Consider the following 25,113-nt stretch of genomic DNA (forward strand, 5'->3'; position numbering starts at 1 on the left):
TATGCCGGGCATGCGACAATTGGAAAGGGGCGGACGTCGAGACCGTCATCCGCGCGGTTCTTCATGCCGGAGATAGTAAATTCGCTTGTATCAGTTCGAATTCCCTTCCTAATCTGAACCTTCGCAGCGGTCGCATGGCGGCGCTGTCCGCTCGGGAGGCCGCCGGCATGGTGAAGAGGCGTCTCGATACCCATCTGGCGCTGGTGTTCGGTGTCACCGTCACCGTTGCGCTCGCCGGCATCGTCTTCTTCGTCAACAGCCGCGCCGCCTCGATCCTGCACGATGCGACCGGGATCCTGTTCGCCCGCATGGCCGGGGAAAGTCGCTCGCATATCGACAAGAGCTTCAACACGCTCGACATGCTGACGCGGGTCTTCGCCAATGAGCCGGAGCTGGCCGCGCCGCAGATCGTCGATCGGCGCGCGGTGATCGAGCGGTTCCGCGTCGTCATGGACACGATGCCCTACACCTCGGCGATCTATGTCGGCTACGACAATGGCGACTTCCTGCTGCTGCGCCACCTCACCTCCGAGGATGCCCGGCGCAGCCTGATGGCGGGGGACGACGCCGCCTATTTCCTGCAGACCATCGAGCACCGCCCGGCCGGCACCAAGACGACGCTGAGCTTCCTCGACGGCGCGCTGCGCCTCGTCGGCTCGCTCGACCGGCCGGACTTCACCTTCGATCCGCGCCGGCGCGGCTGGTACGACGAGGCGATGGCGCGGGACGGGCCGGTGCTGACCGCCCCCTATCGCTTCTTCGCCACGGCGGAGATCGGTGTCACCATCGCCCACAGGCTGGCCAGCGGGCGCGGCGTGGTCGGCATCGACCTGTCCCTCGCCGACCTGTCGCAGGAGCTGCGGCGGATGAAGAGCACGCCCTCGACCGAGATCCTGATCGCCGACGAGGACGGGACGGTGATCGCGGCGAGCAACCCGCACGCGGCGCTGCCCAGCTCCGCCCGGAATCTCGCGAACCGCAGCCGGGCCAACAGCGTCCCCATCCCCGCCATCGTGCCGGCGCTGCTGGCGGCGGTGCGCAGCGGCGCCCGCGAGGAGACCGCCACCATCGTCGAGCGCGGCCGCGACTGGATGATGCATGTCGAGCCGCTGGATTCCGGGCCCTGGACCTTCGCCATGGCGGTGGCGATGCCGCATGACGAGGTGATGGTCGGCGTGCGCAGCCTCGTCGCCACGCTGGGCTGGATCAGCCTGGGCCTGATCCTCTTGGTGATCGTCGCCATCCGCCTCACCGCCCGTGCGGTCAGCCTGCCGCTCATGGCCATCGCCCGCGAGGCCGAGGCGATCCAGTCCTTCAGCTTCAAGGACGCGCCGGACGGCGTGCATTCCTCGGTGGCAGAGATCGACACGCTGTCGCGCGCCATCCGCAATGCCCGCCTCACCATCCAGCGCTTCATCGAGATCGGCCGCACGCTGGCCGCCGAGCGCGACCCGGACCGGCTGGTCGACCGGCTGCTGCAGGAGACGATCAGCATCACCGGCGCCGAAGCGGGGCTGATCCTGCTCGGCGAGGACGACGGCAAGGGCTATGCGCTGGTGATGCGCCGGGCCGACGGCAGGCCGGTGAGCGGGCACGCGCCGAACCGGCTCGCCGCCGATGCCGGCGGCATGGGCGGGCGCATCATCCATGCGCTCGGGCGCAAGACGGTGTCGCATTTCGATGCCGTCGATCTCGTGGGGGACCCCATCGGCCAGGCCCTCATCGGCGGGCTGAAGCTCACGCTGGGACAGGTGCTGCGCCATTCCGTCATCCCGCTGCTCGACCGCGGCGACGCCGTCATCGGCGCGCTCGTCCTGATCGTCCGCGTCGATCAGGACGACAAGATCTCCGACGACCATCTCGACCTCGCCCGCGCCTTGTCCGGCAATGCGGCGGTGGCGATCGAGACCACGCTGGCGCTCAGGTCGCGCAAGGCGCTGCTCGACGCCGTCATCCGCATGATGGCACAGGCGATCGACGCCAAGTCGCCTTATACGAACGGCCATTGCCAGCGCGTGCCGGTGCTCACCCAGGCGCTCGCCCGCGCCGCCTGCGACACGCGTGAAGGCCCCTTCGCCGATTTCGACCTGACGCCGGAGGAATGGGAGGCGGTCGACGTGGCGAGCTGGCTGCACGATTGCGGCAAGCTGACCACGGCGGAATATGTGATCGACAAGGCGACCAAGCTCGAGACCATCACCGACCGCATCCATGAGGTGCGGATGCGCTTCGAGCTGCTGAAGGCCAGGGCCGAGACCGACTACTGGAAGGGCGTCGCCGGGGGCGGTGATGAGCCGGCTTTGCGTGCCGCGCGCGATGCCGCCTTGCAGCGCATCGACGACGACTTCGCCTTCGTCGCCGAATGCAATCTCGGTGGCGAGGCGATGGAGCCGGAGCGGCTCGCCCGCCTCAAGCGCATCGCCGCCCAGACCTGGACCCGCACGCTGAGCGACCGCGCCGGCATCTCCGCCAGCGAGCGCCGCCGCCGCGAGCGCGTGGCCGAGGCGCCGCTCCCCGTGGAGGAGCCGCTGCTGGCCGATGCCCCCCACCACATCATACATCACTTCCGCAACCACCTCGACGAGATGGAGGCGGCGGAAGGCTTCACCCTGGTGCGCCCGGCCAACCGGCTGAACCTTGGCGAGGTCTACAACCTCTCCATCGCGCGCGGCACGCTGACCGCCGAGGAACGCTACGAGATCAACCGCCACATCACCCGCACCATATTGATGCTGGAGGCCCTGCCGCTGTCGGGCGCGCTGACCCGGGTGCCGGAATATGCCGGCGGCCACCACGAGCACATGGACGGCACCGGCTATCCGCGCAGCCTGACGCGCGACCAGATGAGCCCGATCGCCCGGATGATGGCGATTGCCGACGTGTTCGAGGCGCTCACCGCCGCCGACCGGCCCTATAAGAGGGCGAAGTCGCTGAGCGAAGCCATCCGCATCATGGGCTTCATGAAGCGCGACAACCATCTCGACCCGGACCTCATGGACCTGTTCCTCACCTCCGGCCTGTGGCGCGACTATGCCGAGCGCTATCTCGACCGCGGCCAGATGGACGAGCCGGACGTCGCCGCCGTGCTCGCCATCCGCCCGAAGGAACAGGAGCCGCCGCCGGTCCGCGCGGCGGAGTAAGCCGCCCTTCCCCATCTGGCCGGCAGCGGGCATGGTGGCGCGCTTTGTCCCCGCAGAGAGTGCCGCCCGTGCCCGCCTTCCGCCTTCCTCGCCCGGCCGCGCAAATGCTCGCCGCCGCCGGCTTCCTCGCCCTTCTCGCCTCGCCCCTGCACGCGTTGGAGCCGCCGGCGCGTCCCGCCTGGCCGGACAGCTTCACCGCGCGGCTGGCGGCGCTGGCGCTGGTGCAGAGCCTCAATGCCGAGCTGCTCAGCCATGCCAGCGCGACGCTGACGTTGGACCGCTGGTGCGCGGCGCACCGTCTTGCACCCGAGGGGTCGAAGATCCTCGCCGAGCGGGTCACCGGCCAGGACAAGCCGGCGGATGCCGCTATGCGCGGGGTCTTGAAGGTCGGTCCAGACGAAGAAGTGAAATATCGCCGCGTGCGGCTGCGCTGCGGCGAGCGCGTGCTGTCCGAGGCCGACAACTGGTATGTGCCGGCACTGCTGACCGAGGACATGAACAAGCAGCTAGATTCTACCGATATTTCCTTCGGCCGGGTGGTGCAGCCGCTCTCCTTCCGCCGGCAGACCCTCTCGGCCAAGCCGCTGTGGCAGCCGCTGCCGGCGGGATGGGAGATGGGTGCGCCCCTGCCGCCCGCCGGCGCCGCGCCGCTCGCCGTGCCGCCCTTCGTGCTGGAACACCGGGCGGTGCTGAGCCTGCCGGACGGCCGCCCCTTCAGCGCGCTGGTCGAGAGCTATACCGCCGAGGTGCTGGCCTTCCCGTGGGTGGAGGGGCGGTAGCCCTCACCCCTCCGCCGCCGCCTGCTTCAGCTTCTCGCTCAGCTTCAGCGACAGCGGCGAGGCCTCGTAGCGGCCGGTGACGACCTCGACATAGGCGCCGGAATTGGCCCCTTCGGCGGCGGTCAGCGCGGCGTCGAACTCGGCGCAGGTGGCGGCGCGGGCGACCGTCCAGCCGTCGCAGCCGAGCGCCCGCGGCAGCTCGGCATAGCGCCAGGGCGCGACGTCGTTGTAGCTGATCTCCGGGTCCTTGCAGAGCAGCCGCTCGATCAGGTAGCCGTCATTGTTCAGCACGAACACCACCGGCTTCAGCCCGAGCATGCCGAAGGTGCCGAGCTCCTGCACGGTGAGCTGGTGCGAGCCCTCGCCGGTGATCAGCACGGTGCGGCGCGAGGGATCGGCAACGGCGGTGCCGAGCGCCGCCGGCGTCGCCCAGCCGATCGCCCCCCAGAGCGCCTGATTGTAGAAATTGGCGCCCGAGGGCATGCGGGCGAAGCCGAGGCCCATGGAGGCGGTGCCGGTCTCCGCCACCACGATGTCGCCGGGACGGATGAACTCGGCCCAGCGCGGATAGAGCGCCTCGGCCGTGATCGGTTCGTCGCCGGCGCCGGTCACCGGCCCGAGCGAGCCGGGTACGAGGCGCGGCCAGTCGCGCTTCGGCAGCGCCTGCGCCAGCGACGCCAGCACGTCGCCGAGCTCGACGCTGGGATAGGTGCGGCCGTCGACGCTGACGCTGTGATGGTCGATGGCGATGGTGCGCCCATGGTCGAGGTTGGAGGTGAAGCCGCCGGTGTTGAAGTCGGTCATCAGCGTGCCGACGGTGACGATGCGCTCGGCGTCCTCGACGAAGGCCTGCACCTCCTCGTTCATCAGCGCGCCGTCATACATGCCGGCATAGGCGGGCTGCTGCTCGTCGAGCACGGTCTTGTCGTGGAACATGGTGGCGAAGGGCAGGCCGGAGGCGTCGATGAGCGCCTGCAGCCGGTCGCCGATGCCCAGCCGGGCGACCAGCAGGCCCGGCAGCACGCAGGCGGTCTCCACCCCTTCCAGCGCGGCGACGACGGCCTGTGTCGCGGCGGCGAGCTGCGTCGGGTCGCTCTGCGGCGCCGGCACCGGGGCGGCGGCGCTCACCACCGGCTGGTTGGCGAGATCAGCCGGGAAGGCCATGTAGACCGGGCGCAGATGATAGAGCGCTTCAGCGATCAGCCGCTCGGTCTCATAGGCGACGTTCTGCGGCGTCATCACCGCATGGGCGCAGACCACCGGCTCGCTCATGCGGCGGAACAGTTCGTACTCGCCGGTGCCCAGCGTGTGATGGACGATGGCGCGCGCCCGCTGCACCGCCATGCGCGGCATGCCGACGAGATGGAAGATCGGCAGCCGCTCGGCATAGGCGCCGGCGACCCCGGCCAGCGCGCTGAGCTCGCCGACGCCATAGGTGGTGGAGAGCGCGCCCACGCCCTTGATGCGGGCATAGCCGTCGGCGGCATAGGCGGCGTTCAATTCGTTGGCGCAGCCGATCCAGCGCATGCCGGGCTGGCGGCAGATGGCGTCGTTGACCGGGAAGGCGAAGTCGCCGGGCACGCCGAAGACGTCGGCTATGCCGATGTCCTGCAGGCGGGAGAGCACGTGCTGGATGACGGTGAGGGCCATGTCGGGTTCTCCGGCAGAGGGTCTGACTGCCGACATGGTAGATGGGGCGCGTGACGCGCACGACAGCGAAACGCGTTCAACTTTCGCCTAGCCGGGGCCCATAAAAAGAAGGCCCCGCGAACGGGGCCTTCCTCGAAGATCGGGGAGATGTCGCCTGCCCGGCGGTCAGCGCGAGCTGCGGGCGTTGGCGTCGATCTGGTCGGCGATATAGGGCTCCACGCCCTGCGTCGCCGGGGCCGCGACGTTGCGGCCCTCGATGGGCGCCGCGACGACGGGAGCGGTCTGGCTGACGCTCTGCTGCCAGCCCTTGTTCCAGGTCTTGTCGACGCCGGCAGCATCGGCGGTGGCGGTGAGGGCGAGCACCGCGGTGGCGGCGGCGAGGGTAAGGACAAGCGTCTTCATGGTCATTCTCCTGCGTTCCTCCGGAGAGGGCGAAAGGCGCGGCCTAGGGCCGCCTGGAATGACCGGGAGATAGTTGTGCACCGCGGCATGCATAATAGGCGCAGATCGAAACGGGGTGTTGCGCTCAGCTTAACAATCGGCCCGTGGCGATGGGGGAAGGGCTCGGGCGGAGCGAATCACCGACGCGTCGCACCCGGCGCATGGCAAGACGCCCGCGTCGCGGCTCGACAGGCTCTAGATTGATCTGAGGGAGATGATTGGTGGAGCCAGGCGGAATCGAACCGCCGACCTCTTGAATGCCATTCAAGCGCTCTCCCAACTGAGCTATGGCCCCACCGGGGGCGCCGGATGCGCGGGGCGCCTTTTTAAAGCGCCACGCCTTGGGTGTCTCACCCGGCTGGTCGCTCCGGCGCGGGCCGGAGCGGAACGGTCGTAAAGCACATGGCGGATCGGACTGCAAGCCTCGACTTCACGTCGGGCGCGCCATCCCCAGCGCTTCAGGTTTCCTCGTCGTCCTCGAGGCCGTCGCCGATCAGGTCGGAGACGTCGTCGTCGCCGTCCTCATCCTCTTCGAGGAAGGCGTCCTCGTCATCGTCGCCGGCGACTTCCTCGTCGACATCGATGTCGTCGTCGGTCGCCGCCGCCTTGGAGCTGGTGCCGGCGGCTTCCTCGTCGGCGTCCTCCAGCGAGACCAGCTCGACCTCGGTGTTCTCCTCGACGTCGCTGTCGGCCTCCGCGACGGGGCGGGGAGCCTCGGGCCGGCCGCGGGCGACGATCGTCGTGATCGGCACGATCTGCCCGGTATAGGGCGAGATCACCGGATCCTTGTTCAGGTCGTAGAACTTCCGCCCGGTGACCGGGCAGATGCGCTTGGTGCCAAGTTCAGGTTTCACCACGGTTTGGACCTCGGGTGGTGATGGAATGGAATAGGTGATTTGAAGGGTGCTCCCATTGAACCGGCCGTGAGGCGGAGTCAAGCCGCATCTTGGGCGCCGTGGCGGCAATAACGTGCTCGTGCTAGGACGAGCGCCCGTCAGCGCCGGGAAGCCGCGTTCCCGGCCGCCTCGAATAACGTTCCGCAAGCAGGATCCCGTCATGAGCAGCCATGGAGCCAACCCCGTTCCCGCCTTCGCCCGCCGCTCGGCGGCGCTGAAGGGCACGGTGCGCGTGCCCGGCGACAAGTCGGTGTCGCACCGCTCGCTCATCTTCGGCACGCTGGCCGTCGGCGAGACCCGCATCTCCGGCCTGCTTGAGGGCGAGGACGTGCTCAACACCGCCAAGGCCTGCGCCGCGCTCGGCGCCACGGTCGAGCGGCTCGGCGAGGGCGAATGGCGGGTGGAGGGCGTCGGCGTCGGCGGGCTGCGGGTGCCCGAGGGCGTGCTCGACTTCGGCAATGCCGGCACCGGCTCGCGGCTGATGATGGGCGTGGTCGCCGGCAACCCGATCGTCGCCACCTTCGACGGCGATGCCAGCCTGCGCAAGCGCCCCATGCGCCGCATCCTCGATCCCCTCGAGAAGATGGGCGTGCAGGTGGTCGACGCCGCCGAGGGCGGGCGCCTGCCGCTGACGCTCAAAGGTCCGCAAGAACTGGTGCCGATCATCTATGAGAGCCCGGTCGCCTCGGCGCAGATCAAGTCGGCCGTGCTGCTCGCCGGCCTCGGCGCGCCGGGCGAGACCACGGTGATCGAGAAGGAGGCGAGCCGCGACCATACCGAACGCATGCTCACCCATTTCGGCGCGCAGGTCTCGGTCGAGCCCTATGGCGCGCATGGCCGCAAGGTGACGCTGAAGGGTCGGCCGGAATTGAAGCCGGCGCCCATCCGCGTGCCGGCCGACCCGTCCTCTGCCGCCTTCCCGCTGGTGGCGGCGCTGATCGTGCCCGGCTCGGAGGTCGTCATCGAGGGGGTGATGACCAATCCGCTGCGCACCGGCCTCTTCATCACGCTGAAGGAGATGGGCGCCGACATCGCCTTCGAGAATGAGCGCGTCGAGGGCGGCGAGAGCGTCGCCGACATCCGCGTGCGCGCCTCCGCGCTGCACGGGGTCGACGTGCCGGCCGAGCGGGCGCCGTCGATGATCGACGAATATCCGGTGCTGGCGGTGGCCGCCGCCTTCGCCAGCGGCACGACGCGGATGAACGGCTTGTCCGAGCTTCGGGTGAAGGAATCCGACCGCCTCGCCGCCGTCGCCGACGGGCTCAAGGCCGCCGGCGTCGCCCACCGCATCGAGGGCGACGACCTCCTCGTCGAGGGCGCGGCCGGCGCGGCCGGCGGCGGCACGGTCGCCACCCATATGGACCACCGCATCGCCATGAGCTTCCTGGTGATGGGCCTCGCCACCGACACGCCGCTGAAGGTGGACGACATCTCCTTCATCGCCACCAGCTTCCCGACCTTCCTGGCCCAGATGCGGGCGCTCGGCGCCGATATCGTCGAAGGGGTGGAAGCGGCGGCATGATCATCGCCATCGACGGCCCGGCGGCCTCGGGAAAGGGCACCATCGCCCGCGCGCTTGCCGGCCATCACCGGCTGCCGCATCTCGACACCGGGCTGCTCTATCGCGGGGTCGGCGCCGCCGCCCTGGCGAGCGGCACCGGCTTCGACGACATCCCGGCGCTTGCCGCCCTCGCCGCCGGCCTCGACCTCGCCGCGCTGGACGAGGAGGCGCTCAAGGCCGGCCCGGTGGGCGAGGCCGCGTCCCGCGTCGCCGCGGTGCCGGAGGTGCGCGCGGCGCTCCTGAAGCTCCAGCGCGACTTCGCCCGCCAGCCGGGCGGGGCGGTGCTGGACGGGCGCGACATCGGCACCGTCATCGCCCCCGAGGCGGAGGTGAAGATCTTCGTCACCGCCACGCCGGAGGCGCGCGCCGAGCGCCGCTTCAGCGAGCTCCTGAAGCGCGGCGAAGCGGTGACCTTCGACCAGGTGCTGGACGACATCCGCCGGCGCGATGCGCGCGACAGCGGGCGCGCCGCCGCGCCGCTGGTGCAGGCGCCGGACGCGATCACCCTCGACAATACCGGCCTCGACCGCGACGCCAGCATCGCCCGCGCGCTCGCCATCGTCGCCGAACGGATCGGCCGGAACTGAGGACGCAAGACGGCATGACGCAGGACAGCACCACCGACGACCGCCTTGCCCGCGGCCAGGCGAAGCTCGCCGAGATCACCGGCCGTTCCGGCGCCGAGGTGATGACGGCGCTCGGCGAGATCGCGCCCGACTTCGCCCGCTACATCTTCGAGTTCGGCTATGGCGACATCTATTCCCGCCCGGGGCTCGACCTGCGCACCCGCATGCTCTCCACCGTCGCCGGCCTCGTGGCGCTCGGCCATGCGGCGCGCGAGCTGGAGGTGCATATCGGCTCGGCGCTGAATGTCGGGGCGACGAAGGAGGAGGTGGTGGAGGTCATCATGCAGATGGCGCTCTATGCCGGCTTCCCGGCGGCGCTCGACGCGCTGTTCATCGCCCGCAAGGTGTTCGCCGAGCGCGGCCTGACCTCCGCCCCGCAGCCCTGAGCCAGCCGATGACCCGGCGCCTCCTCGTCATCGGCATCGGCGCCGGCGCGCCGGGCCATCTCACGCTACAGGCGATCGAGGCGATCAACCGGGCGGAGGTGTTCTTCCTACTCGACAAAAGCGAGGCGGCGGCCGAGCTGGTGGCCGCACGGGAAGCGATCCTCAAGGCCCATCGCCGCGCGCCCTGGCGGGTGGCGCGGCTCGCCAGCCCGAAACGCCGGGCCGAGGCGCATATCCACGGCGGCGCCCGCACGCCCGCGCGGGAGACGACCTACCGTGCCGACGTGGCGGACTGGCATTCGGCCCGCGCGGCCCTGCTCGCCCCGCTGATCGAGGCGGAGTTGCCCGAGGACGGGGTCGGCGCCCTGCTCGTCTGGGGCGACCCGGCGCTCTACGATTCCACCCTGCGCGTGCTGGAGGCGGTGCGCGCCACGCTCCCCCTCGCCATCGAGGTCGTCCCCGGCATCTCCGCCGTGCAGGCGCTCACCACCGCCCACGGGCTGGTGCTGAACGAGGTCGGCGCGAAGGTCGTCCTCACCACCGGCCGCCGGGTGCTGGAGGATTTTTCCCGTGAGGGCACCACGGTCGTCATGCTCGACGACGGCACCGGGCTCGCCGCGCTGATCGCCCGCGAGGCCGAGGTGCCCCCCGCCGGCGCCGCGCCGCTTCACATCTGGTGGGGCGCGTATCTGGGCATGGAGGGCGAGCTTCTGATGTCCGGCCCGCTGGCGCAGGTCGGCCCGCAGATCCTGCGCCAGCGCGCCGAGGCGCGGGAGAAGCGCGGGTGGATCATGGATGTGTGGTTGGTGAGGGAGCCAAAGTTCTAACCATTAAAGGCCTCGTCGAATGAGTACAGCACCCTCTTAGCCAATCTATGAGTTGCCAGAGCTTCCTCATCGCGGCGATCCTGCTCTCGACCGCCGCGCTGGTGCGGGCGGCGCGCAGCTAGGGCCTGTCGGAAGATAGACCTTCGGTTGCCGGCGTCCGAAGGCGATTGGGTGGGATCAACAATCCCTCATCCCCGGGCTTGACCCGGGACCCAGACCTTCCGCCGGTGCACGGTCTGGTCCCTGGGTGGCCGGGTCAAGCCCGGCCATGAGGGCGCACTATCGGACAGGCCGCCCCTACTCCGCCGCCAGCGTCTCCACATTGGCCGGCACGCCGAAGGTCTTGCGGTTGCGGGTGCAGAAGGCGGCGAATTCCTCCGGCGGCAGAGCGCGCGAGAACAGCCAGCCCTGCGCGAAGCCGACGCCGCGCTGGCGCAGATAGGCGGCCTGCGCCTCGGTCTCCACCCCCTCCGCGACGATGCGCAGCTTGAGCTCGCGCGCCATGGCGATGATGTGCTCGGTGACGTGGCTGGTCGGCGCCTCCGTGCCCACCGCGTCGATGAAGGACTTGTCGATCTTGAGCGCGTCGACCGGCAGGCGCTGGAGATATTTGAGGCCGGAATAGCCGGTGCCGAAATCGTCGATCGCCGTCATGTGGCCGCGCCGGCGCAGCGCCGCCAGCGTGTGACGCGCGCCCTCTATGTCGACGAAGCCGCGCTCGGTCGCCTCCAGCCAGATCTGCTGCGGCTCGATGCCGGTGTCGGCGAGCGCCGCCTCCAGCACCGGCAGGATGCGCCCCGAGCTGATGTCGGCGGCGCCGAGATTGATCGCGATGTGCAGCCGCCGGTCGCGGCGCAGCAGGTCGCCGAGATCGTCGACGACCCTCTCGACCACATGGTCGGTGATCGGGCCGATGAAGCCGGTCTCCTCGGCCAGCGGGATGAACAGGTCCGGCCGCACCAGGCTGCCGTCCGGCCGCCGCCAGCGCACCAGTGCCTCGGCGCCGATGCAGCGGCCGGTGGCGAGCTCGATGATCGGCTGGTAATGCGCGAGGAACTCGCGGTTGCGCACGGCGAGCGCCAGCTCGCCGCGCGGCGAGAGGCGCCGGCGCGACAGCCATATGGCGAGGCCGGCGAACAGCCCGGCGAGGAACAGCGCCAGCGGCAGCAGCAGGAGCTGGGCGTTGCGCATGTGCTCGCCGAGCGAGAGGCGCGGCTCGCGGGCGATCACCGTCCAGCCCCTGGCGGTGCGCGCGGCGCTCGCCAGGGGCGCCTCGCCCGGCGTCGCCCTCATCTCGGCCGCGACTATCGGCGTCCCCTCCGGCCCGGGGTCCTCGGTGACGAGGCGGATGTCGCCCGGCGCGCGGATCTCGATCACGGCGAGCTGCAGGCTGGGCGAGGGGAAGAAGCGCAGCTGGTCGACGACCACCTCGTAGCCGCCGAACCGCAGCACCATGGAAGGGCGCTGCTCGCTGTAGCGCGGCCTGTCGTTCACGGTGAGCGAGAGGCCGTCGGGCTGCAGGCGGCCGTCATCCTCGCGGGGGATGCGCTGCTGGGTTATGCCCCAGATGTCGCATTCGAGGACGCCGCTGTTCACATAGCCGATGTTCCGCGTCGCCAGCGAGGCGATGGCGAACTGGCGCATAAGGGCGATGTGCGCGGGCGAGCAGTGCTCGAAATCGGTGGCCGCGATGGAGCGCAGCGTCGTGGCGGCGTCGGCGTAGATGCTCCCGGCGCGGGCGAGGGCGAGCTCGGCGGCGTGGCCGAGCTGCTCGCGCTGGGCGGCCAGCGCCATCTGCCAGGACATGTAGAGCGTCGCCGCGAGCGGCACGGTGGTGCCGATCAGCGCAAGAAGCACGGCGACGACGATCACGCGCCAGCGACGCACGGGCACTCCTTCGATGCGGCGCCCGGCGATCCACCCGACACGGGGCAGGGCCGACCGGCGGCGCGCGCCGCATGCACGTTCCTCTGCTTCTCGGCAAAGGTAGCACAGCTCCGGCATCTTCGCCCGGTCTCAACGGGTGGATGTCCGGATGATCCCGCCGATAGCCGGCGCGTGCCGATAACCCGCTCGTGCCGATAACCCGCTCGTGCCTTGCGTCTGCGGGGTGCTTGCGCTATGGCAACGCCCGTCCCGGCGCCCTATATGAGGGCGGATGACGGGTGGGCCGGCGATGCGGGATGCGCGTCGCCGCAAGCTTGGAGGCGAGCCCGCCCCTGCCGCGCTTCGGCGCCGGAGCCGCATCGGTCCTGTTCGCGAGCTTTCGCGGCACCTTCCATGCGGCGACCCAGTATCAGTTCCGCTCCCGTCGGATGGCGCCTCGGCGCCGGCGGCGCGAGCCTATCCAGCTTCTTCCGGCAGATCGCCCGACGGGCCGCACGGCCCGCGCCGCGCCTGCCGAAGGAAACGTTCCGGACGCCACGGCCAATGCGCCGGGCTTCGCGAGAGGTTGCATCGGGAAGCGCCATGTCCCGATGCCCGCGGCGGTCGGAACGATGATCAACCCCGTGCCGGCGCTTTGGCGACAGGAGCATTAATGTCCGCAACCCAAACCCTGAGCGCCGCGCGCGACGATTTCGCCGCGATGCTCGAAGAGAGCTTCAACCATGCCGAGCCCGCCGAGGGCACGGTGGTCAAGGGCATCGTCGTCGCGATCGAGAAGGATCTCGCGATCATCGACATCGGCCTGAAGACCGAAGGCCGCGTGGCGCTGCGCGAATTCGCCGGCCCCGGCCGTGACCAGACGATCAATGTCGGCGACGAGGTCGAGGTCTACCTTGAGCGCGTCGAGAACGCGCTCGGCGAAGCCGTCCTCTCGCGCGACAAGGCCCGCCGCGAAGAGAGCTGGGTCCGCCTCGAGAAGGCGTTCAACGCCCAGGAGAAGGTCACCGGCGTGATCTTCAACCAGGTCAAGGGCGGCTTCACCGTCGACCTCGACGGCGCCGTGGCCTTCCTGCCGCGTTCGCAGGTGGACATCCGTCCGATCCGCGACGTCGGCCCGCTGATGCACAACCCGCAGCCGTTCCAGATCCTCAAGATGGATCGCCGCCGCGGCAACATCGTGGTCTCGCGCCGCACGGTTCTCGAAGAGACCCGCGCCGAGCAGCGCCACGAGCTGGTGCAGAACCTCGAAGAGGGTCAGGTCATCGACGGCGTGGTCAAGAACATCACCGATTACGGTGCGTTCGTCGACCTCGGCGGCATTGACGGCCTGCTGCACGTCACCGACATCGCCTGGCGCCGCGTGAACCACCCGACCGAGGTGCTGAACATCGGCCAGACGGTCAAGGTGAAGATCATCAAGATCAACCACGAGACCCACCGCATCTCGCTCGGCATGAAGCAGCTGCTCGGCGATCCGTGGGAGGGCATCGAGGCCAAGTACCCGGTCAACGCCCGCTTCAAGGGCCGCGTGACCAACATCACCGACTACGGCGCGTTCGTCGAGCTGGAGCCGGGGATCGAGGGCCTGATCCACGTCTCCGAGATGAGCTGGACCAAGAAGAACGTCCACCCCGGCAAGATCGTCGCCACTTCGCAGGAAGTGGAAGTCGCGATCCTCGAGGTGGATCCGGTCAAGCGCCGCATCTCGCTGGGCCTCAAGCAGACCCTGCAGAACCCGTGGGAAGCCTTCGCCGAGAAGTATCCGGCCGGCTCGACCGTCGAGGGCGAGGTCAAGAACAAGACCGAGTTCGGTCTGTTCCTGGGTCTCGACGGCGACGTCGACGGCATGGTGCACCTCTCGGACCTCGACTGGAACCGTCCGGGCGAGCAGGTCATCGACGAGTTCAAGAAGGGCGACGTGATCAAGGCGCAGGTTCTCGACGTCGACGTCGAGAAGGAGCGCATCTCGCTCGGCGTGAAGCAGCTCGGCGGCGACCCCTTCCAGGATTCCGGCGAGCTCCGCAAGGGCGCGATCGTGACCTGCGAAGTGATCGACGTGAAGGAAGGCGGCGTCGACGTGAAGATCGCCGGCACCGACATGACCACCTTCGTGAAGCGCTCGGAGCTCGCGCGCGACCGCGGCGACCAGCGTCCGGACCGTTTCGCCGTCGGCGAGAAGTTCGACGCCCGCGTCATCCTGTTCGACCGCAAGGCCCGCAAGGTCCAGGTGTCGATCAAGGCGCTGGAGATCGCCGAGGAGAAGGAAGCCGTGGCCCAGTTCGGCTCGCAGGATTCGGGCGCCTCGCTCGGCGACATCCTCGGCGCCGCGCTGAAGAAGCAGGCGGCTGAGAAGGCCGAGTGAGGATCATCCTCGCCGGCTGATCGGGCGACCTGATCGGCAGACGACACGAAGACGGCCGGCGTGGCGACACGCCGGCCGTTTTGTTTTCGGAGGCGACGCGTGCCCGGCTTTCCACCAGCCGTCATCCCGGCCGTAGGCGTAGCCCAAGAGCCGGGAATCGCCCTCCGATGTTTGCCCGATCCCGGATCGGCCTTCGGCCGTCCGGGATGACGGATGAATGAGAGCCTCGCGAGCGGCAGGAATCTTTGAAGCCGTCATGCGGCTCCGTTACCATCACGCCTCCGGCCGCCGCCGCGGCCCATAGGAGGCTTCCATGCGTCAGACCCCCGCTATCGGCTGTGCTTGCCGCCGCGTCTGGGGGACATGGTGATCATGCCGCGCGTGCAATCGGGAGTGTTCGGCCGCCTCGTCGTGCGGCTGGTGCTGGTGAGCCGCTGGGCGATGGTGCCGCTGTTCATCGGCCTCGCCATCGGGCTGGTCCTGCTGGTCGTCGCCTTCGCGCTGCGGCTGTGGCAGTTCGCCATGCAGCTGACCACGCTCAGCGAGACCGCGGTGATCATGGAGCTGCTCACTTTGCTCGACCTCGTGCTGGTCGGCGGGCTGATGGTGATCGTGATCCAGTCCGGCTACGAGAATTTCGTCGAGCGGATCGACCGGCGCGAGGCGCCGGATTCGCCGGCCTGGATGACGCGGATCAGCTTCTCCGGGCTGAAGCTCAAGCTCTTCGCCTCGCTGATGGCGATCGCCGCCATCACCCTGCTCAAGGCGCTGATGCGGCTGGAGACCGATGTGAGCGAGACGCAGGTGCGCTGGCTGATGGCGGCGAGCGTGCTGTTCCTCGCCGCCTATGCGGTGCTGGCCTTCACCGACCGCTTCACCCATGGCGGAGACGAGGGCTAGGGACGCCTCAGCCGCGCACCCGGGCCGGGTTGCCCAGCGCGGTGGCGCCGGCCGGCACGTCCTTCGTCACCACCGCGCCGGCGCCGATCACCGCGTCGTCGCCGATGGTCACCCCCGGCAGGATGATCGCCTTGCCGCCGATCCAGACATTGCGGCCGATATGGACGGGGCGGCCGAATTCCAGGCCCGTGGCGCGGGTTTCGGGATCGCGCGGATGGTCGGCGGTGTAGATGTGCACGCCGGGGCCGATCTGCGTGTCGTCGCCGATGGTCACCTCGACCACGTCGAGGATGACGCAGTCGAAGTTGAGGAACACGCCCTTGCCCAGCTTGATGTTGAAGCCGTAGTCGCAATGGAAGGGCGGGCGGATGCCGGAGCCCGGCCCGACCGCTCCCAGCCCTTCGCGCAGCAGCGCCCGGCGTTCGTCGCGCGACAGGGCGAGGGAGGCATTGTAGCGGGCCATCCAGGCGAAGGCCGCGGCGGCGGCGGCCTGGATCTCCGGGTCTCCGGCCCGGTAGAGCTCGCCGGCGAGCATCTTCTGCATTTCGGTACGGGCGGCGGAGGGGGTGTCGGGCAAGGCACGCCTCGTCGGGGATGTCGCGGGGGCGTCCTGCATCGGCCAAGCCGGGCGACGGTGCAAAACACGTTGGGTTTCGCGGCTGATACGTGCGGCCTTCGGCTCTTCGAGGACCGACCAGGGAGCATCCTGATCCTGAGGTGCGAGCCCACGGGTCTTGCCTACGGCAAGCCCGAGGACAGGCTCCGCGAGCCTCGAAGGATGCTCGTTCAAGTGCGCCCGGACGAGCATCCTTCGAGCTTGGCCGTTGGCCAAGCACCTCAGGATGAGGCTGGTCTTGGGAGAGCCCGAAACTCAGACAAGTCTGGGCATGACGGCGCTTGTTCGGGATGCGTCGGCCCGTCCCGCTGCCGCGCCGCTCTACCCCAGCTCCGCCCAGCCCTTCAGCTCGCGGCGGATGACGGCCTCCAGCACCTTCATGCCGCCCTCGCTCTCGTTGAGGCACGGGATGAAGTGGAACTTCTCGCCACCATTGTGGTGGAAGATCTCGGCGTTCTCGCCGGCGATCTCCTCCAGCGTCTCCAGGCAGTCGGCGACGAAGCCGGGGGTGATGACGGCGAGCCGCTTCACGCCGGACTGCGCCAGCGCCTCCACCGTCTTGTCGGTGTAGGGCTGCAGCCATTCCGCCTTGCCGAAGCGCGACTGGAAGGTGAGGCGCAGCTTGCCCTCCGGCCAGCCGAGCTTCTCGCGCACCAGCCGGACGGTCTTGTAGCAGTAGCAGTGATAGGGGTCGCCCTTCTCGAAATATTCCTTCGGAATGCCGTGGAAGGAGGCGAGCACCAGCTCCGGCTCCCAATCGAGCTTAGCCAGCTCCGAGGTGATGGAATTGGCCAGCGCCTCGATATAGGTCGGCTCGTCCGGCCAGTGCGGGGCGACGCGCAGCACCGGCTGCCAGCGCATCTTCTTGAGCTGGTCGAAGGCGGCGTCGCAGACCGTGGCCGAGGTGGCGGCGGCATATTGCGGATAGAGCGGCACCAGCAGGATGCGCTCGCAGCCCTGGCTCTGGAGGGCCTCGATGCGCGAGGCGATGGAGGGGTTGCCGTAGCGCATCGCCCAGTCGAAGACGAGGCGGTCGTCGAGCGGCCCGAGGCGCTCGCCGAGCTTGTCCGACTGCGAGCGGGTGATGGTGCGCAGCGGGCCCTCGTTCCGCTCCTTGTTCCAGATCGTCTCGTAATCCTTGCCCTTCGCCTGCGGGCGCCTGGACAGGATGATGACGTTGAGCAGGAACCACCACAGCGCGCGGTTGACCTCGATGACGCGGCGGTCGGAGAGGAACTCCTTGAGATAGCGCCGCATCGACCAGTAGTCGGTGCCGTCCGGCGTGCCGAGATTGACGATCAGCACGCCGATCTTGCCATAGGCCACGGCGGGATGGCCGGCCGGCAGCCCGCCATCGGGGCCGGGACGCAGGGCAACGCCCTCCTTCACCGGAACGGCCTCGTTCATCGCCACACCTCGCCTCAGGGAAAACCCACTACGCTGGGCGAGCTTATAAGCCAATTCGCGCGGCTTCCGCCATCACGAGTGCCCGAGGCGCGGTACCGCGCCTCGGTCCTTAACTCCTTCGGCGCACTTGGCGCGCCTCGGCTCTTGGCTCCTCTGGCGCGGCACCGCGCCTCGGCGGTGCCGTCCGGCGCCTCACCGCACCAGGATGTTGCGGAACTGCCAGGGGTCGCTCGTGTCGATGTCCTCGGGGAACAGGCCGGGGCGGCCGTCGAGCGGGGTCCAGTCGGTGTAGTAGCCCTTCACCGTGCCGAGATAGGGCTTCTGGATCTCCAGGCAGCGGCGATAGTCCATCTCGTCGGTCTCGACGATGCCGGCCTCGGGGTTCTCCAGCGCCCACACCATGCCGGCGAGTACGGCGGAGGTGACCTGGAGCCCGGTGGCGGTCTGGTAGGGGGCGAGGTCGCGCGCCTCCTCGATGGTGAGCTGCGAGCCGAACCAATAGGCGTTCTTCGCGTGGCCGAAGAGCAGCACGCCGAGCTCGTCGCGCCCGTCGACGATCTCGTGCTCGCTGAGGATGGTCCAGTCGCCCAGCTCCTTGCCCTCATGGCCGAACATCTCGTGCCAGGACAGCAGCGCGTCGTTGCAGGGATGGTAGGCGTAGTGGCAGGTCGGGCGGTAGGCCACCTGCGCACCGTTGCGCACGGTGAAATAGTCGGCGATCGAGATCGACTCGTTATGGGTGACGAGGAAGCCGTGCTGGGCGCCAAGCGAGGGGCACCAGGTGCGCACCTTGGTGGCGGCGCCGGCCTGCATCAGGTAGATCGCCGCGCCCGAGCCCTGATTGTGCGAGCGCGCGGTCTCCGGCGTCCATTTCTCATGCGTGCCCCAGCCGAGCTCGGCCGGCTGCAGGCCCTCGGAGACGAAGCCCTCGACCGACCAGGTGTTGACGAAGGTGCCGAAGGGCCGGGGATCGCGGGCGCGCTGGGTGTCGCGCTCGGCGATGTGGATGCCCTTGACGCCGGCCTGCTGCATCAGCGCCGCCCAGCCCTCCCGGGTGGTCGGCTCCTCGAAGGCGACGCCGGTGTCGCGGGCGACGTCGACCAGCGCCTGCTTCACGAACCACGACACCATGCCCGGATTGGCGCCGCAGCAGGAGACGGCGGTCGGCCCGCCCGGATTGGCGCGCTTGGCCTTGAGCATGGATTCGCGCAGCGCGTAGTTGGAGCGGCTGGCGGGAGTGGCGTTCTTGTCGAAATAGAAGCCGAGCCACGGCTCGATGACGGTGTCGATGTAGAGCGCGCCCAGTTCGCGGGCGAGCGTCATGATGTCGACCGAGCCGGTGTCGACGGAAAGATTGACGACGAAACCGCGCCCGCCCGTGGTGAGCAGCGGGGTGAGTAGTTCGCGATAGTTTTCCTTCGTCACATGCTGCTGCACGAAGGTGATGCCGCGCTCGTCGAGGAGGTGGCGATGGTCGTCCACCGGATCGATGACGGTCAGGCGATCCTTGTCGAAATCGAAGTGCCGCTCCAGGAGGGGCAAGGTGCCGCGACCGATCGAGCCGAAGCCGATCATCACGATGGGACCGTCGATTTTTCCGTAGACCGGCCAAACTGACATTCTCGGGGGGACTCCTTTGGTTCCAAGGGGAAAAGTGAGGGCGCACCATGGGGTGACGCAGCGTGCCGCGTCAATGATGACGTGTGCGTGACGAGGTGCGGGCGGGTTGCAGGGGTAATGGTGGGGAAGGTAGGCCTCGCTTCTCCCGCACGCCCTCATCCTGAGGTGCGAGCGGAGCGAGCCTCGAAGGATGGTCGTCTTGGCACGCCCGGACGAGCATCCTTCGAGGCCCGGCCGGCGGCCGGGCACCTCAGGATGAGGGCGTGCGGGGGAAGGGAAAAGCCCTACGCGTCGCTCGCCAGCACGTGGCTGCGCACCAGCGGGTAGACCTGGCCCTTCCAGCGGCGGCCGGAGAACACGCCGTAATGGCCGACGCCGGCCTGCATGTGATGGCGGCGCAGATGCGGGCGCAGCGAGGTGCAGATGTCCTGCGCCGCGACCGTCTGGCCGACCGCGCAGATGTCGTCGCGCTCGCCCTCGACGGTCAGCAGCGCCGTGCGGCGGATAGCGCGGAAATCCACCTTCTCGCCCTTATAGGTGAGCACGCCGCGCGGCAGCTCGTGCTCCTGGAACACCTTGGCGATGGTCTCGAGATAGAACTCGGCGGCGAGGTCGAGCACGGCGAAATATTCGTCGTAGAAGCTCTTGGTGGCGTGCGCCTTCTCATGCTCGCCCATGGCGAGGTTCTCGAACAGCTCCACATGCGCCTTCACATGGCGCTCCATGTTCATCGCCATGAAGGCGCCGACCTGCACGAAGCCGGGATAGACGCGGCGGCCCGCGCCGGCAAAGCCCGCGGGCACGGTGGCGATGAGGTTCTTCTCGAACCAGTCCAGCGGCTTGGACGTGGCGAGCTCGTTCACCTTGGTCGGGCTGACGCGGGTGTCGACGGGGCCGGCCATCAGCGTCATGGAGAGCGGCTGGGCGGGGTTGTCGTGCTGCGCCATCACTGCCGCGGCGGTGAGCACCTGCACGCAGGGCTGGCAGACGGCGAGCACATGCCCGCCCGGCCCGATCGCCTCCATGAAGCGGATGACGTGCTCGACGTAGTCGTCGAAGCCGAAGCGCCCGGCCGAGAGCGGCACGTCGCGGGCATTGGCCCAGTCGGTGACGTAGACGTCGTTCTCCGGCAGCAGCGTCCTCACCGTGTCCTGCAGCAGCGTGGCGAAATGGCCGGAGAGCGGGGCGACGACGAGGATGCGCGGCTGCGGCTGGTCGACGTCCTTGGCGAAATGCAGCAGCGAGCCGAAGGGCAGTTCCAGCGCCACTTCCTCGATAACCTCGACCTCGCGATTGCCCACCGGCACGCGGTCGACGCCGAAGGACGGGCGGGCATGGCTGAGGCCGGCGCGCTCGACCATCTCCAGCGCCGCGGTGAAGTTGCGCATGAAGGCGGTCTCGCCGAAGCCGTTCAGGCTCGTGCCGAGCGCACGGCGGGTGAAGCGCGCCGCCATGCGGACGGGATCGAACAGGTCGGCCTGGGCCTGGTAGGCGGCATAGATCATCGGCGGCGGGTCTGGCGGCTTGTCGGGCGGGTTCCGCGGCGGGCGCCGGGGAGGCGGGAGGCTGTCATACGCATGTCGCATGCGAGCACGCGGCGGCCGCGCCGTAAAGCATACGATAGGAAAATAGGCCCGGCGCTCACGGCAAAATCGTAGGGGCGGCGGGGTGGAGAGGCGAAGGAACGGCCGTCGGGCGCTCCCGGCTCCGGGATGGCACGAATAGTGTTTGCCGAAGGCCGACCGATCATCACGCTTCCCTGCACAGGACGCTTGCCATGCCCGCCTCGCCCTCCAAGTCCAGAACCGCGGCGAAGGCCCGGCCGGCAGGCAAGCCGGCAGCCGCCACATCCGCGCCGGCGGGCGCCAAATCTGCCGCCAAGGCCAAATCCGAGACGGCGAAAGCCCGGCCGAAGGCGCCTGTGGCGACCCTGACCATCAGTAGCAAGAACTATTCCTCATGGTCGCTGCGCGGCTTCCTGCTGTGCCGGCTGGCCGGGCTGGACATCGCCGAGGCGCGGGTCTCGGCCGACGATCCCTCGATCCGCGCCGAGCTGCTGCTGCAATCCTCGTCCTTCCTGGTGCCGCGGCTCGACCATGACGGCCTGCGCATCTGGGACACGCTCGCCATTGCCGAATACCTGCACGAATTGATGCCAGCCGCCGGGCTTCTGCCCAAGGACCGGGCAGCGCGGGCGCATTGCCGCTCGATCTCAGGCGAGATGCATTCCGGCTTCGCCAATCTGCGCTCGGCGCTGCCGATGAACATCAAGGCCAGCCATCCCGGCTTCAAGGTGTGGACCGGCGCGCAGGCGGATATCGAGCACATCCTCGCCATCTGGCGCGACTGCCTGAAGAAATATGGCGGGCCGTATCTGTTCGGGCCTGCGCCGACCATGGCGGACGCGATGTACGCGCCGGTCTGCTCGCGCTTCACCACCTATGACGTGAAGCTCGACGCCCCGACGCGGGCCTATTGCAAGACCATGCTCGCCTTGCCGGCGATGCAGGAATGGAGCGCCGCCGCGCTCGACGAGCCAGAGGAGATGGAGGAGTTGGACGTCGAGTTCTGAGGGGAGATTTTTCGAAGGGACCTCATCCTGAGGTGCGAGCGCAGCGAGCCTCGAAGGATGGTCGTTATGAAGCGCCCGGATGAGCATCCTTCGAGGCCCGGCCGATGGCCGGGCACCTCAGGATGAGGATGCATCAAAGGCGAGGCTTTCGCGGCGCGATCCCGGCTCTCCGCTTCGCTTCGGCCGGGACGACCACCCCAAAACTCAGTGCGCCTCGTCCCAGTTCTCCGCGGCGCGGGCGTCGACCTTCAGCGGCACCTTCAGCGCCACGGCGGGGAACGGCGCCAGCTCCATGGTCTCGCGCACCACGGGGATGGTGGCGGCGATCTCATCGTCGGGCACCTCGAAGATCAGCTCGTCATGCACCTGCAGCAGCATGCGCGCGGAAAGGCCGGCCTTCTCCAGCGCCGCGTCCATGCGCGCCATGGCGCGGCGGATGATGTCGGCGGCCGAGCCTTGTAGCCTTGCATTGATCGCCGCCCGCTCGTTGAAGGCGCGGATGGACGGGTTCTTGGCTGATATGTCCGGGTAGTGGCAGCGCCGGCCGAACAGCGTCTCCACATAGCCGTGCTCGCGGGCGAAGTTGCGCGTCTCGTCCATATAGGCGCGGATGCCGGGGAAGCGCTCGAAATAGCGCTTGATGTAGGCGCCGGCCTCCTCGCGGGGAATGGAGAGCTGGTTAGCCAAACCAAACGCCGAGATGCCGTAGATGATGCCGAAATTGATGGCCTTCGCCCGCCGGCGCACCTCGCCCGGCATGCCTTCCACCGGCACGCCGAACATCTCCGACGCCGTCATCGCATGGATATCGAGCCCGTCCTGGAAGGCCTGCCGCAGTGACGGCGTGTCGGCGATCTCGGCCAAGAGACGCAGCTCGATCTGCGAATAGTCGGCCGAGACCAGCTTGTGGCCGGGCGCAGCGATGAAGGCTTTTCTGATCTTGCGGCCTTCCTCGGTGCGCACCGGGATGTTTTGCAGGTTCGGCTCGGAGGAGGAGAGCCGCCCCGTGGTGGTGGCGGCGAGCGCGAAGGAGGTGTGGACGCGCCCGGTCTCCTTGTTCACGTAAGTGGGCAGCGCGTCGGTATAGGTGGATTTGAGCTTCTGGAGCTGGCGCCAGTCGAGGATGCGGCGCGGCAGCTCGTGGCCTTGCTCGGCCAGCTCCTCCAGCACGTCGGCGCCGGTCGACCACGCCCCGGTCGGGGTCTTGCGCCCGCCGGGGATCTGCATCTTGCCGAACAATATGTCGCCGAGCTGCTTGGGCGAGCCGGGGTTGAAGGTCTCCCCGGCCATCTCGGAGATCTCCGCCTCCAGCCGGCCCATGCCTTGAGCGAACTCGCCGGAGAGGCGCGAGAGCATCTGCCGGTCGATGGTGATGCCGCGCTCTTCCATTTGCGCGAGCACGGTGACCAGCGGGCGCTCCAGCGTCTCGTAGACCGTGGTCTTGCCCTCGGCGGCGAGGCGGGGTTTCAGCACCCGCCACAGCCGCAGCGTGACGTCGGCGTCCTCCGCCGCATAGTCGGTCGCCTTGTCGATGGCGGCGCGGTCGAAGCAGATCTGCCCCTTGCCCTTGCCGCACACCTCCTCGAACTTGATCGGCGTATGGCCGAGCCAGCGCATGGAGAGCGGGTCCATGCCGTGCGGCGAGGCGCCGGCGTCGAGCACATAGGAGACGAGCATGGTGTCGTCGTAAGGCCCGAGCTCGATGCCGAGGCGCTTGAGGATCAGCCAGTCATATTTGAGGTTCTGGCCGATCTTGAGCACGCCGGGATGCTCCATCAGCGGCTTGATGGCGGCGACGGCGTCGGGGATCGGGATCTGGTCCGGCAGCAGCCCCTCGCTGAACAGGCCCTCGTCGCCGCCCTTGTGGCTGAGCGGCACGTAGCAGGCCTCGTTCGGCGCGGTCGCCAGCGAGAAGCCGACAATGTCCGCCTGCATCGGGTCGAGCCCGGTGGTCTCGGTGTCGACCGCGACAAAGCCGAGGTCGAAGGCGCGGGCGACCCATTCCTTCAGCCGCTCCAGCGTGGTCACCGTCTCGTATTTCGAGCGGTCGACCGGGGTGGCGGTGGCCTCCTTGATGCGCGCGGCCGAGAGCGCCTGCGGGGTGAGCCCGCTTTCGCCCGGCGCGGGGGGCTCGATGCCCTCGGGGATGGCCGACCTGTCGGTGTCCGGGTCGAGGCCGGCGCGCAGCTCGTCGCTTTCGTGGCCGCCCGCCTTCAGCCCGGAATCGGGCTCGATGGCGGCGGCCTCGATCTCATAGGTCTCGGCGACGCGGCGGGTGAGCGTGTTGAACTCCATCGCCTTAAGGAAGGCGATGAGCTTCTTGCCTTCGGGCTCGACAACGGCGATGTCGTCGAGCGGCACCTCCAGCGGCACGTCGCGCTTCAGCGTCACCAATTCGCGCGAGAGGCGTGCCTGGTCGGCGAACTCGATCAGGTTCTCGCGCCGCTTGGTCTGCTTGATCTCCTCGGCGCGGGCCAGCAGCGTGTCGAGGTCGCCATATTCGGCGAGGAGCTGCGCCGCGGTCTTGATGCCGATGCCCGGCACGCCCGGCACGTTGTCGACGGAATCCCCGGCGAGCGACTGCACGTCGACCACCTTCTCCGGCCCGACGCCGAACTTCTCGAACACTTCCTCGACGCCGATGGCGCGGTCCTTCATCGGGTCGTACATGCGCACGCGGGAGCCTTCCACGAGCTGCATCAGGTCCTTGTCGGAGGAGATGATGGTGACGAGCGCGCCCTTGGCCTTGGCGAGTTCGGCATAGGTCGCCATCAAATCGTCGGCCTCGTACTTGTCCTGCTCGACGCAGGCGAGGTCGAACGCGCGGGTGGCCTCGCGGATCAGCGGGAATTGCGGGATCAGGTCCTCGGGCAGGTCAGGGCGCTGCGCCTTGTAGAGCGGGTAGATGTCCTTGCGGAAGGTCTGCTCGGACTTGTCGAACACGACGGCGAGATGGGTCGGGGCCGGCGAGAATCCTTGAGCCCGCACCAGCTTCCACAGCATGTTGCAGAACCCCGCCACCGCGCCGACAGGCAGCTTGTCCGACGGACGGGTGAGCGGCGGCAGCGCGTGATAGGCGCGGAAGATGTAGGCGGAGCCGTCGATCAGGACGACGTGGTCGCCGGCTTCCAGAGGGTCGTGCTCGGGCATTCGGGGCTCCGTTTGGAGCGGGCAAGCCCACCCCAATTCTCGATTGCCTGAGCTGCGCTCAGGCGGCCGCACGATGCCCGAAGCCCATCGGCCGGGCAACCATCCAGGACGCCGTCATGGCCGGGCTTGGCCCGGCCATCCACGCCTTGGTCTTGGCGGGAGGAAGTCGTGGATGCCCGGCCCGAGGCCGGGCATGACGTCGCCTGTGGTTGTTGACGATGGACATCCTCTCCCTCATCCCCGGACTTGATCCGGGGATCCAGAAGACTGGGGCCCGGGTCAAGCCCGGGCAT

General features: G+C 68.8%; 18 protein-coding genes and 1 tRNA gene. 9 read left to right on the forward strand and 10 right to left on the reverse strand.

Going from position 1 to position 25,113, the window contains the following annotated elements:
• Positions 1 to 167 precede the first annotated feature (167 nt).
• Positions 168 to 3,140 carry an HD domain-containing phosphohydrolase gene (locus tag SNOV_RS19190; RefSeq protein WP_013168629.1) on the forward strand — a complete coding sequence of 991 codons (2,973 nt, stop codon included), beginning with the start codon at positions 168 to 170 and terminating at the stop codon, positions 3,138 to 3,140.
• A 104-nt stretch (positions 3,141 to 3,244) separates the two neighbouring features.
• A complete protein-coding gene (locus SNOV_RS19195; RefSeq protein WP_013168630.1) occupies positions 3,245 to 3,919 on the forward strand; it encodes a hypothetical protein in 675 nt (224 codons plus the stop codon).
• A 3-nt stretch (positions 3,920 to 3,922) separates the two neighbouring features.
• On the opposite strand, the gene SNOV_RS19200 is transcribed toward SNOV_RS19195, so the two are convergent.
• The 4 genes from SNOV_RS19200 to SNOV_RS19215 all read right to left on the reverse strand — a co-directional run bounded on the left by SNOV_RS19200 (position 3,923) and on the right by SNOV_RS19215 (position 6,867).
• Positions 3,923 to 5,569: an alpha-keto acid decarboxylase family protein gene (locus tag SNOV_RS19200; RefSeq protein ID WP_013168631.1), complete on the reverse strand. Its 1,647-nt coding sequence runs from the start codon at positions 5,567 to 5,569 to the stop codon at positions 3,923 to 3,925.
• A 165-nt stretch (positions 5,570 to 5,734) separates the two neighbouring features.
• On the reverse strand, positions 5,735 to 5,971 hold the full coding sequence (locus SNOV_RS19205) for a hypothetical protein (RefSeq protein WP_013168632.1): 237 nt from the start codon (positions 5,969 to 5,971) through the stop codon (positions 5,735 to 5,737).
• Positions 5,972 to 6,229: 258 nt separating this feature from the next.
• Positions 6,230 to 6,305, reverse strand: a tRNA-Ala gene (locus tag SNOV_RS19210).
• A gap of 163 nt (positions 6,306 to 6,468) precedes the next feature.
• Positions 6,469 to 6,867, reverse strand: a complete 399-nt coding sequence (locus SNOV_RS19215; RefSeq protein ID WP_013168633.1) for a TIGR02300 family protein — start codon at positions 6,865 to 6,867, stop codon at positions 6,469 to 6,471.
• Positions 6,868 to 7,066: 199 nt separating this feature from the next.
• Here SNOV_RS19215 and aroA point away from each other — a divergent pair, with 199 nt between their 5' ends.
• From aroA to cobF, 4 genes are read left to right on the forward strand one after another with little or no spacing between them, the layout of a single operon-like run.
• Positions 7,067 to 8,428 (forward strand): 3-phosphoshikimate 1-carboxyvinyltransferase, encoded by a 1,362-nt coding sequence (aroA, locus tag SNOV_RS19220; protein WP_013168634.1) that lies wholly within the window; start codon positions 7,067 to 7,069, stop codon positions 8,426 to 8,428.
• Positions 8,425 to 9,054 (forward strand): (d)CMP kinase, encoded by a 630-nt coding sequence (gene cmk, locus SNOV_RS19225; protein ID WP_013168635.1) that lies wholly within the window; start codon positions 8,425 to 8,427, stop codon positions 9,052 to 9,054. The genes aroA and cmk overlap by 4 nt, the downstream gene beginning before the upstream one ends.
• A 14-nt stretch (positions 9,055 to 9,068) precedes the next feature.
• Positions 9,069 to 9,479, forward strand: coding sequence for a carboxymuconolactone decarboxylase family protein (locus SNOV_RS19230; RefSeq protein WP_013168636.1), 411 nt, complete (start codon positions 9,069 to 9,071; stop codon positions 9,477 to 9,479).
• Positions 9,480 to 9,487: 8 nt separating this feature from the next.
• Entirely contained in the window at positions 9,488 to 10,306 is an 819-nt protein-coding gene (cobF, locus tag SNOV_RS19235; protein WP_013168637.1) for a precorrin-6A synthase (deacetylating), read from the forward strand.
• Positions 10,307 to 10,603: 297 nt separating this feature from the next.
• On the opposite strand, the gene SNOV_RS19240 is transcribed toward cobF, so the two are convergent.
• On the reverse strand, positions 10,604 to 12,193 hold the full coding sequence (locus SNOV_RS19240) for an EAL domain-containing protein (protein ID WP_013168638.1): 1,590 nt from the start codon (positions 12,191 to 12,193) through the stop codon (positions 10,604 to 10,606).
• Between the two features lie 652 nt (positions 12,194 to 12,845).
• Here SNOV_RS19240 and rpsA point away from each other — a divergent pair.
• Both rpsA and SNOV_RS19255 read left to right on the forward strand, forming a co-directional pair.
• Positions 12,846 to 14,555 (forward strand): 30S ribosomal protein S1, encoded by a 1,710-nt coding sequence (gene rpsA, locus SNOV_RS19250; RefSeq protein WP_013168639.1) that lies wholly within the window; start codon positions 12,846 to 12,848, stop codon positions 14,553 to 14,555.
• Between the two features lie 372 nt (positions 14,556 to 14,927).
• Complete coding sequence (locus SNOV_RS19255) at positions 14,928 to 15,455, forward strand: YqhA family protein (protein ID WP_013168640.1); 528 nt, start codon at positions 14,928 to 14,930, stop codon at positions 15,453 to 15,455.
• Between the two features lie 7 nt (positions 15,456 to 15,462).
• Here the strand turns inward: SNOV_RS19255 and SNOV_RS19260 are convergent, their stop codons facing one another.
• The 4 genes from SNOV_RS19260 to SNOV_RS19275 form a co-directional block, all read right to left on the reverse strand.
• Entirely contained in the window at positions 15,463 to 15,999 is a 537-nt protein-coding gene (locus SNOV_RS19260; RefSeq protein ID WP_244413022.1) for a sugar O-acetyltransferase, read from the reverse strand.
• 393 nt (positions 16,000 to 16,392) lie between these two features.
• Positions 16,393 to 17,478 carry a ferrochelatase gene (gene hemH, locus SNOV_RS19265; RefSeq protein WP_013168642.1) on the reverse strand — a complete coding sequence of 362 codons (1,086 nt, stop codon included), beginning with the start codon at positions 17,476 to 17,478 and terminating at the stop codon, positions 16,393 to 16,395.
• Between the two features lie 192 nt (positions 17,479 to 17,670).
• Positions 17,671 to 19,098 carry a homospermidine synthase gene (locus tag SNOV_RS19270; RefSeq protein WP_013168643.1) on the reverse strand — a complete coding sequence of 476 codons (1,428 nt, stop codon included), beginning with the start codon at positions 19,096 to 19,098 and terminating at the stop codon, positions 17,671 to 17,673.
• 284 nt (positions 19,099 to 19,382) lie between these two features.
• Complete coding sequence (locus SNOV_RS19275) at positions 19,383 to 20,603, reverse strand: polyhydroxyalkanoate depolymerase (RefSeq protein WP_013168644.1); 1,221 nt, start codon at positions 20,601 to 20,603, stop codon at positions 19,383 to 19,385.
• A 272-nt stretch (positions 20,604 to 20,875) separates the two neighbouring features.
• On the opposite strand from SNOV_RS19275, the gene SNOV_RS19280 reads away from it, so the two are divergent.
• Positions 20,876 to 21,670 (forward strand): glutathione S-transferase, encoded by a 795-nt coding sequence (locus SNOV_RS19280; protein WP_041782434.1) that lies wholly within the window; start codon positions 20,876 to 20,878, stop codon positions 21,668 to 21,670.
• A gap of 204 nt (positions 21,671 to 21,874) precedes the next feature.
• Here SNOV_RS19280 and polA read toward each other — a convergent pair whose 3' ends face one another.
• Entirely contained in the window at positions 21,875 to 24,820 is a 2,946-nt protein-coding gene (gene polA, locus SNOV_RS19285; RefSeq protein WP_013168646.1) for a DNA polymerase I, read from the reverse strand.
• Positions 24,821 to 25,113: the final 293 nt, after the last annotated feature.

The sequence above is a fragment of the Ancylobacter novellus DSM 506 genome (assembly GCF_000092925.1).
Classification (GTDB): Bacteria; Pseudomonadota; Alphaproteobacteria; order Rhizobiales; family Xanthobacteraceae; genus Ancylobacter; species Ancylobacter novellus.

Excerpts from the sequence above, each read along its gene's own strand:
- SNOV_RS19190 (WP_013168629.1), top strand. The coding sequence starts at position 168 with ATGGTGAAGAGGCGTCTCGATACCCATCTGGCGCTGGTGTTCGGTGTC.
- SNOV_RS19195 (WP_013168630.1), top strand. The coding sequence starts at position 3,245 with ATGCTCGCCGCCGCCGGCTTCCTCGCCCTTCTCGCCTCGCCCCTGCAC.
- SNOV_RS19200 (WP_013168631.1), bottom strand. The coding sequence starts at position 5,569 with ATGGCCCTCACCGTCATCCAGCACGTGCTCTCCCGCCTGCAGGACATC.
- SNOV_RS19205 (WP_013168632.1), bottom strand. The coding sequence starts at position 5,971 with ATGAAGACGCTTGTCCTTACCCTCGCCGCCGCCACCGCGGTGCTCGCC.
- aroA (WP_013168634.1), top strand. The coding sequence starts at position 7,067 with ATGAGCAGCCATGGAGCCAACCCCGTTCCCGCCTTCGCCCGCCGCTCG.
- cmk (WP_013168635.1), top strand. The coding sequence starts at position 8,425 with ATGATCATCGCCATCGACGGCCCGGCGGCCTCGGGAAAGGGCACCATC.
- SNOV_RS19230 (WP_013168636.1), top strand. The coding sequence starts at position 9,069 with ATGACGCAGGACAGCACCACCGACGACCGCCTTGCCCGCGGCCAGGCG.
- cobF (WP_013168637.1), top strand. The coding sequence starts at position 9,488 with ATGACCCGGCGCCTCCTCGTCATCGGCATCGGCGCCGGCGCGCCGGGC.
- rpsA (WP_013168639.1), top strand. The coding sequence starts at position 12,846 with ATGTCCGCAACCCAAACCCTGAGCGCCGCGCGCGACGATTTCGCCGCG.
- SNOV_RS19255 (WP_013168640.1), top strand. The coding sequence starts at position 14,928 with ATGCCGCGCGTGCAATCGGGAGTGTTCGGCCGCCTCGTCGTGCGGCTG.
- SNOV_RS19260 (WP_244413022.1), bottom strand. The coding sequence starts at position 15,999 with ATGCAGAAGATGCTCGCCGGCGAGCTCTACCGGGCCGGAGACCCGGAG.
- hemH (WP_013168642.1), bottom strand. The coding sequence starts at position 17,478 with ATGAACGAGGCCGTTCCGGTGAAGGAGGGCGTTGCCCTGCGTCCCGGC.
- SNOV_RS19270 (WP_013168643.1), bottom strand. The coding sequence starts at position 19,098 with ATGTCAGTTTGGCCGGTCTACGGAAAAATCGACGGTCCCATCGTGATG.
- SNOV_RS19275 (WP_013168644.1), bottom strand. The coding sequence starts at position 20,603 with ATGATCTATGCCGCCTACCAGGCCCAGGCCGACCTGTTCGATCCCGTC.
- SNOV_RS19280 (WP_041782434.1), top strand. The coding sequence starts at position 20,876 with ATGCCCGCCTCGCCCTCCAAGTCCAGAACCGCGGCGAAGGCCCGGCCG.
- polA (WP_013168646.1), bottom strand. The coding sequence starts at position 24,820 with ATGCCCGAGCACGACCCTCTGGAAGCCGGCGACCACGTCGTCCTGATC.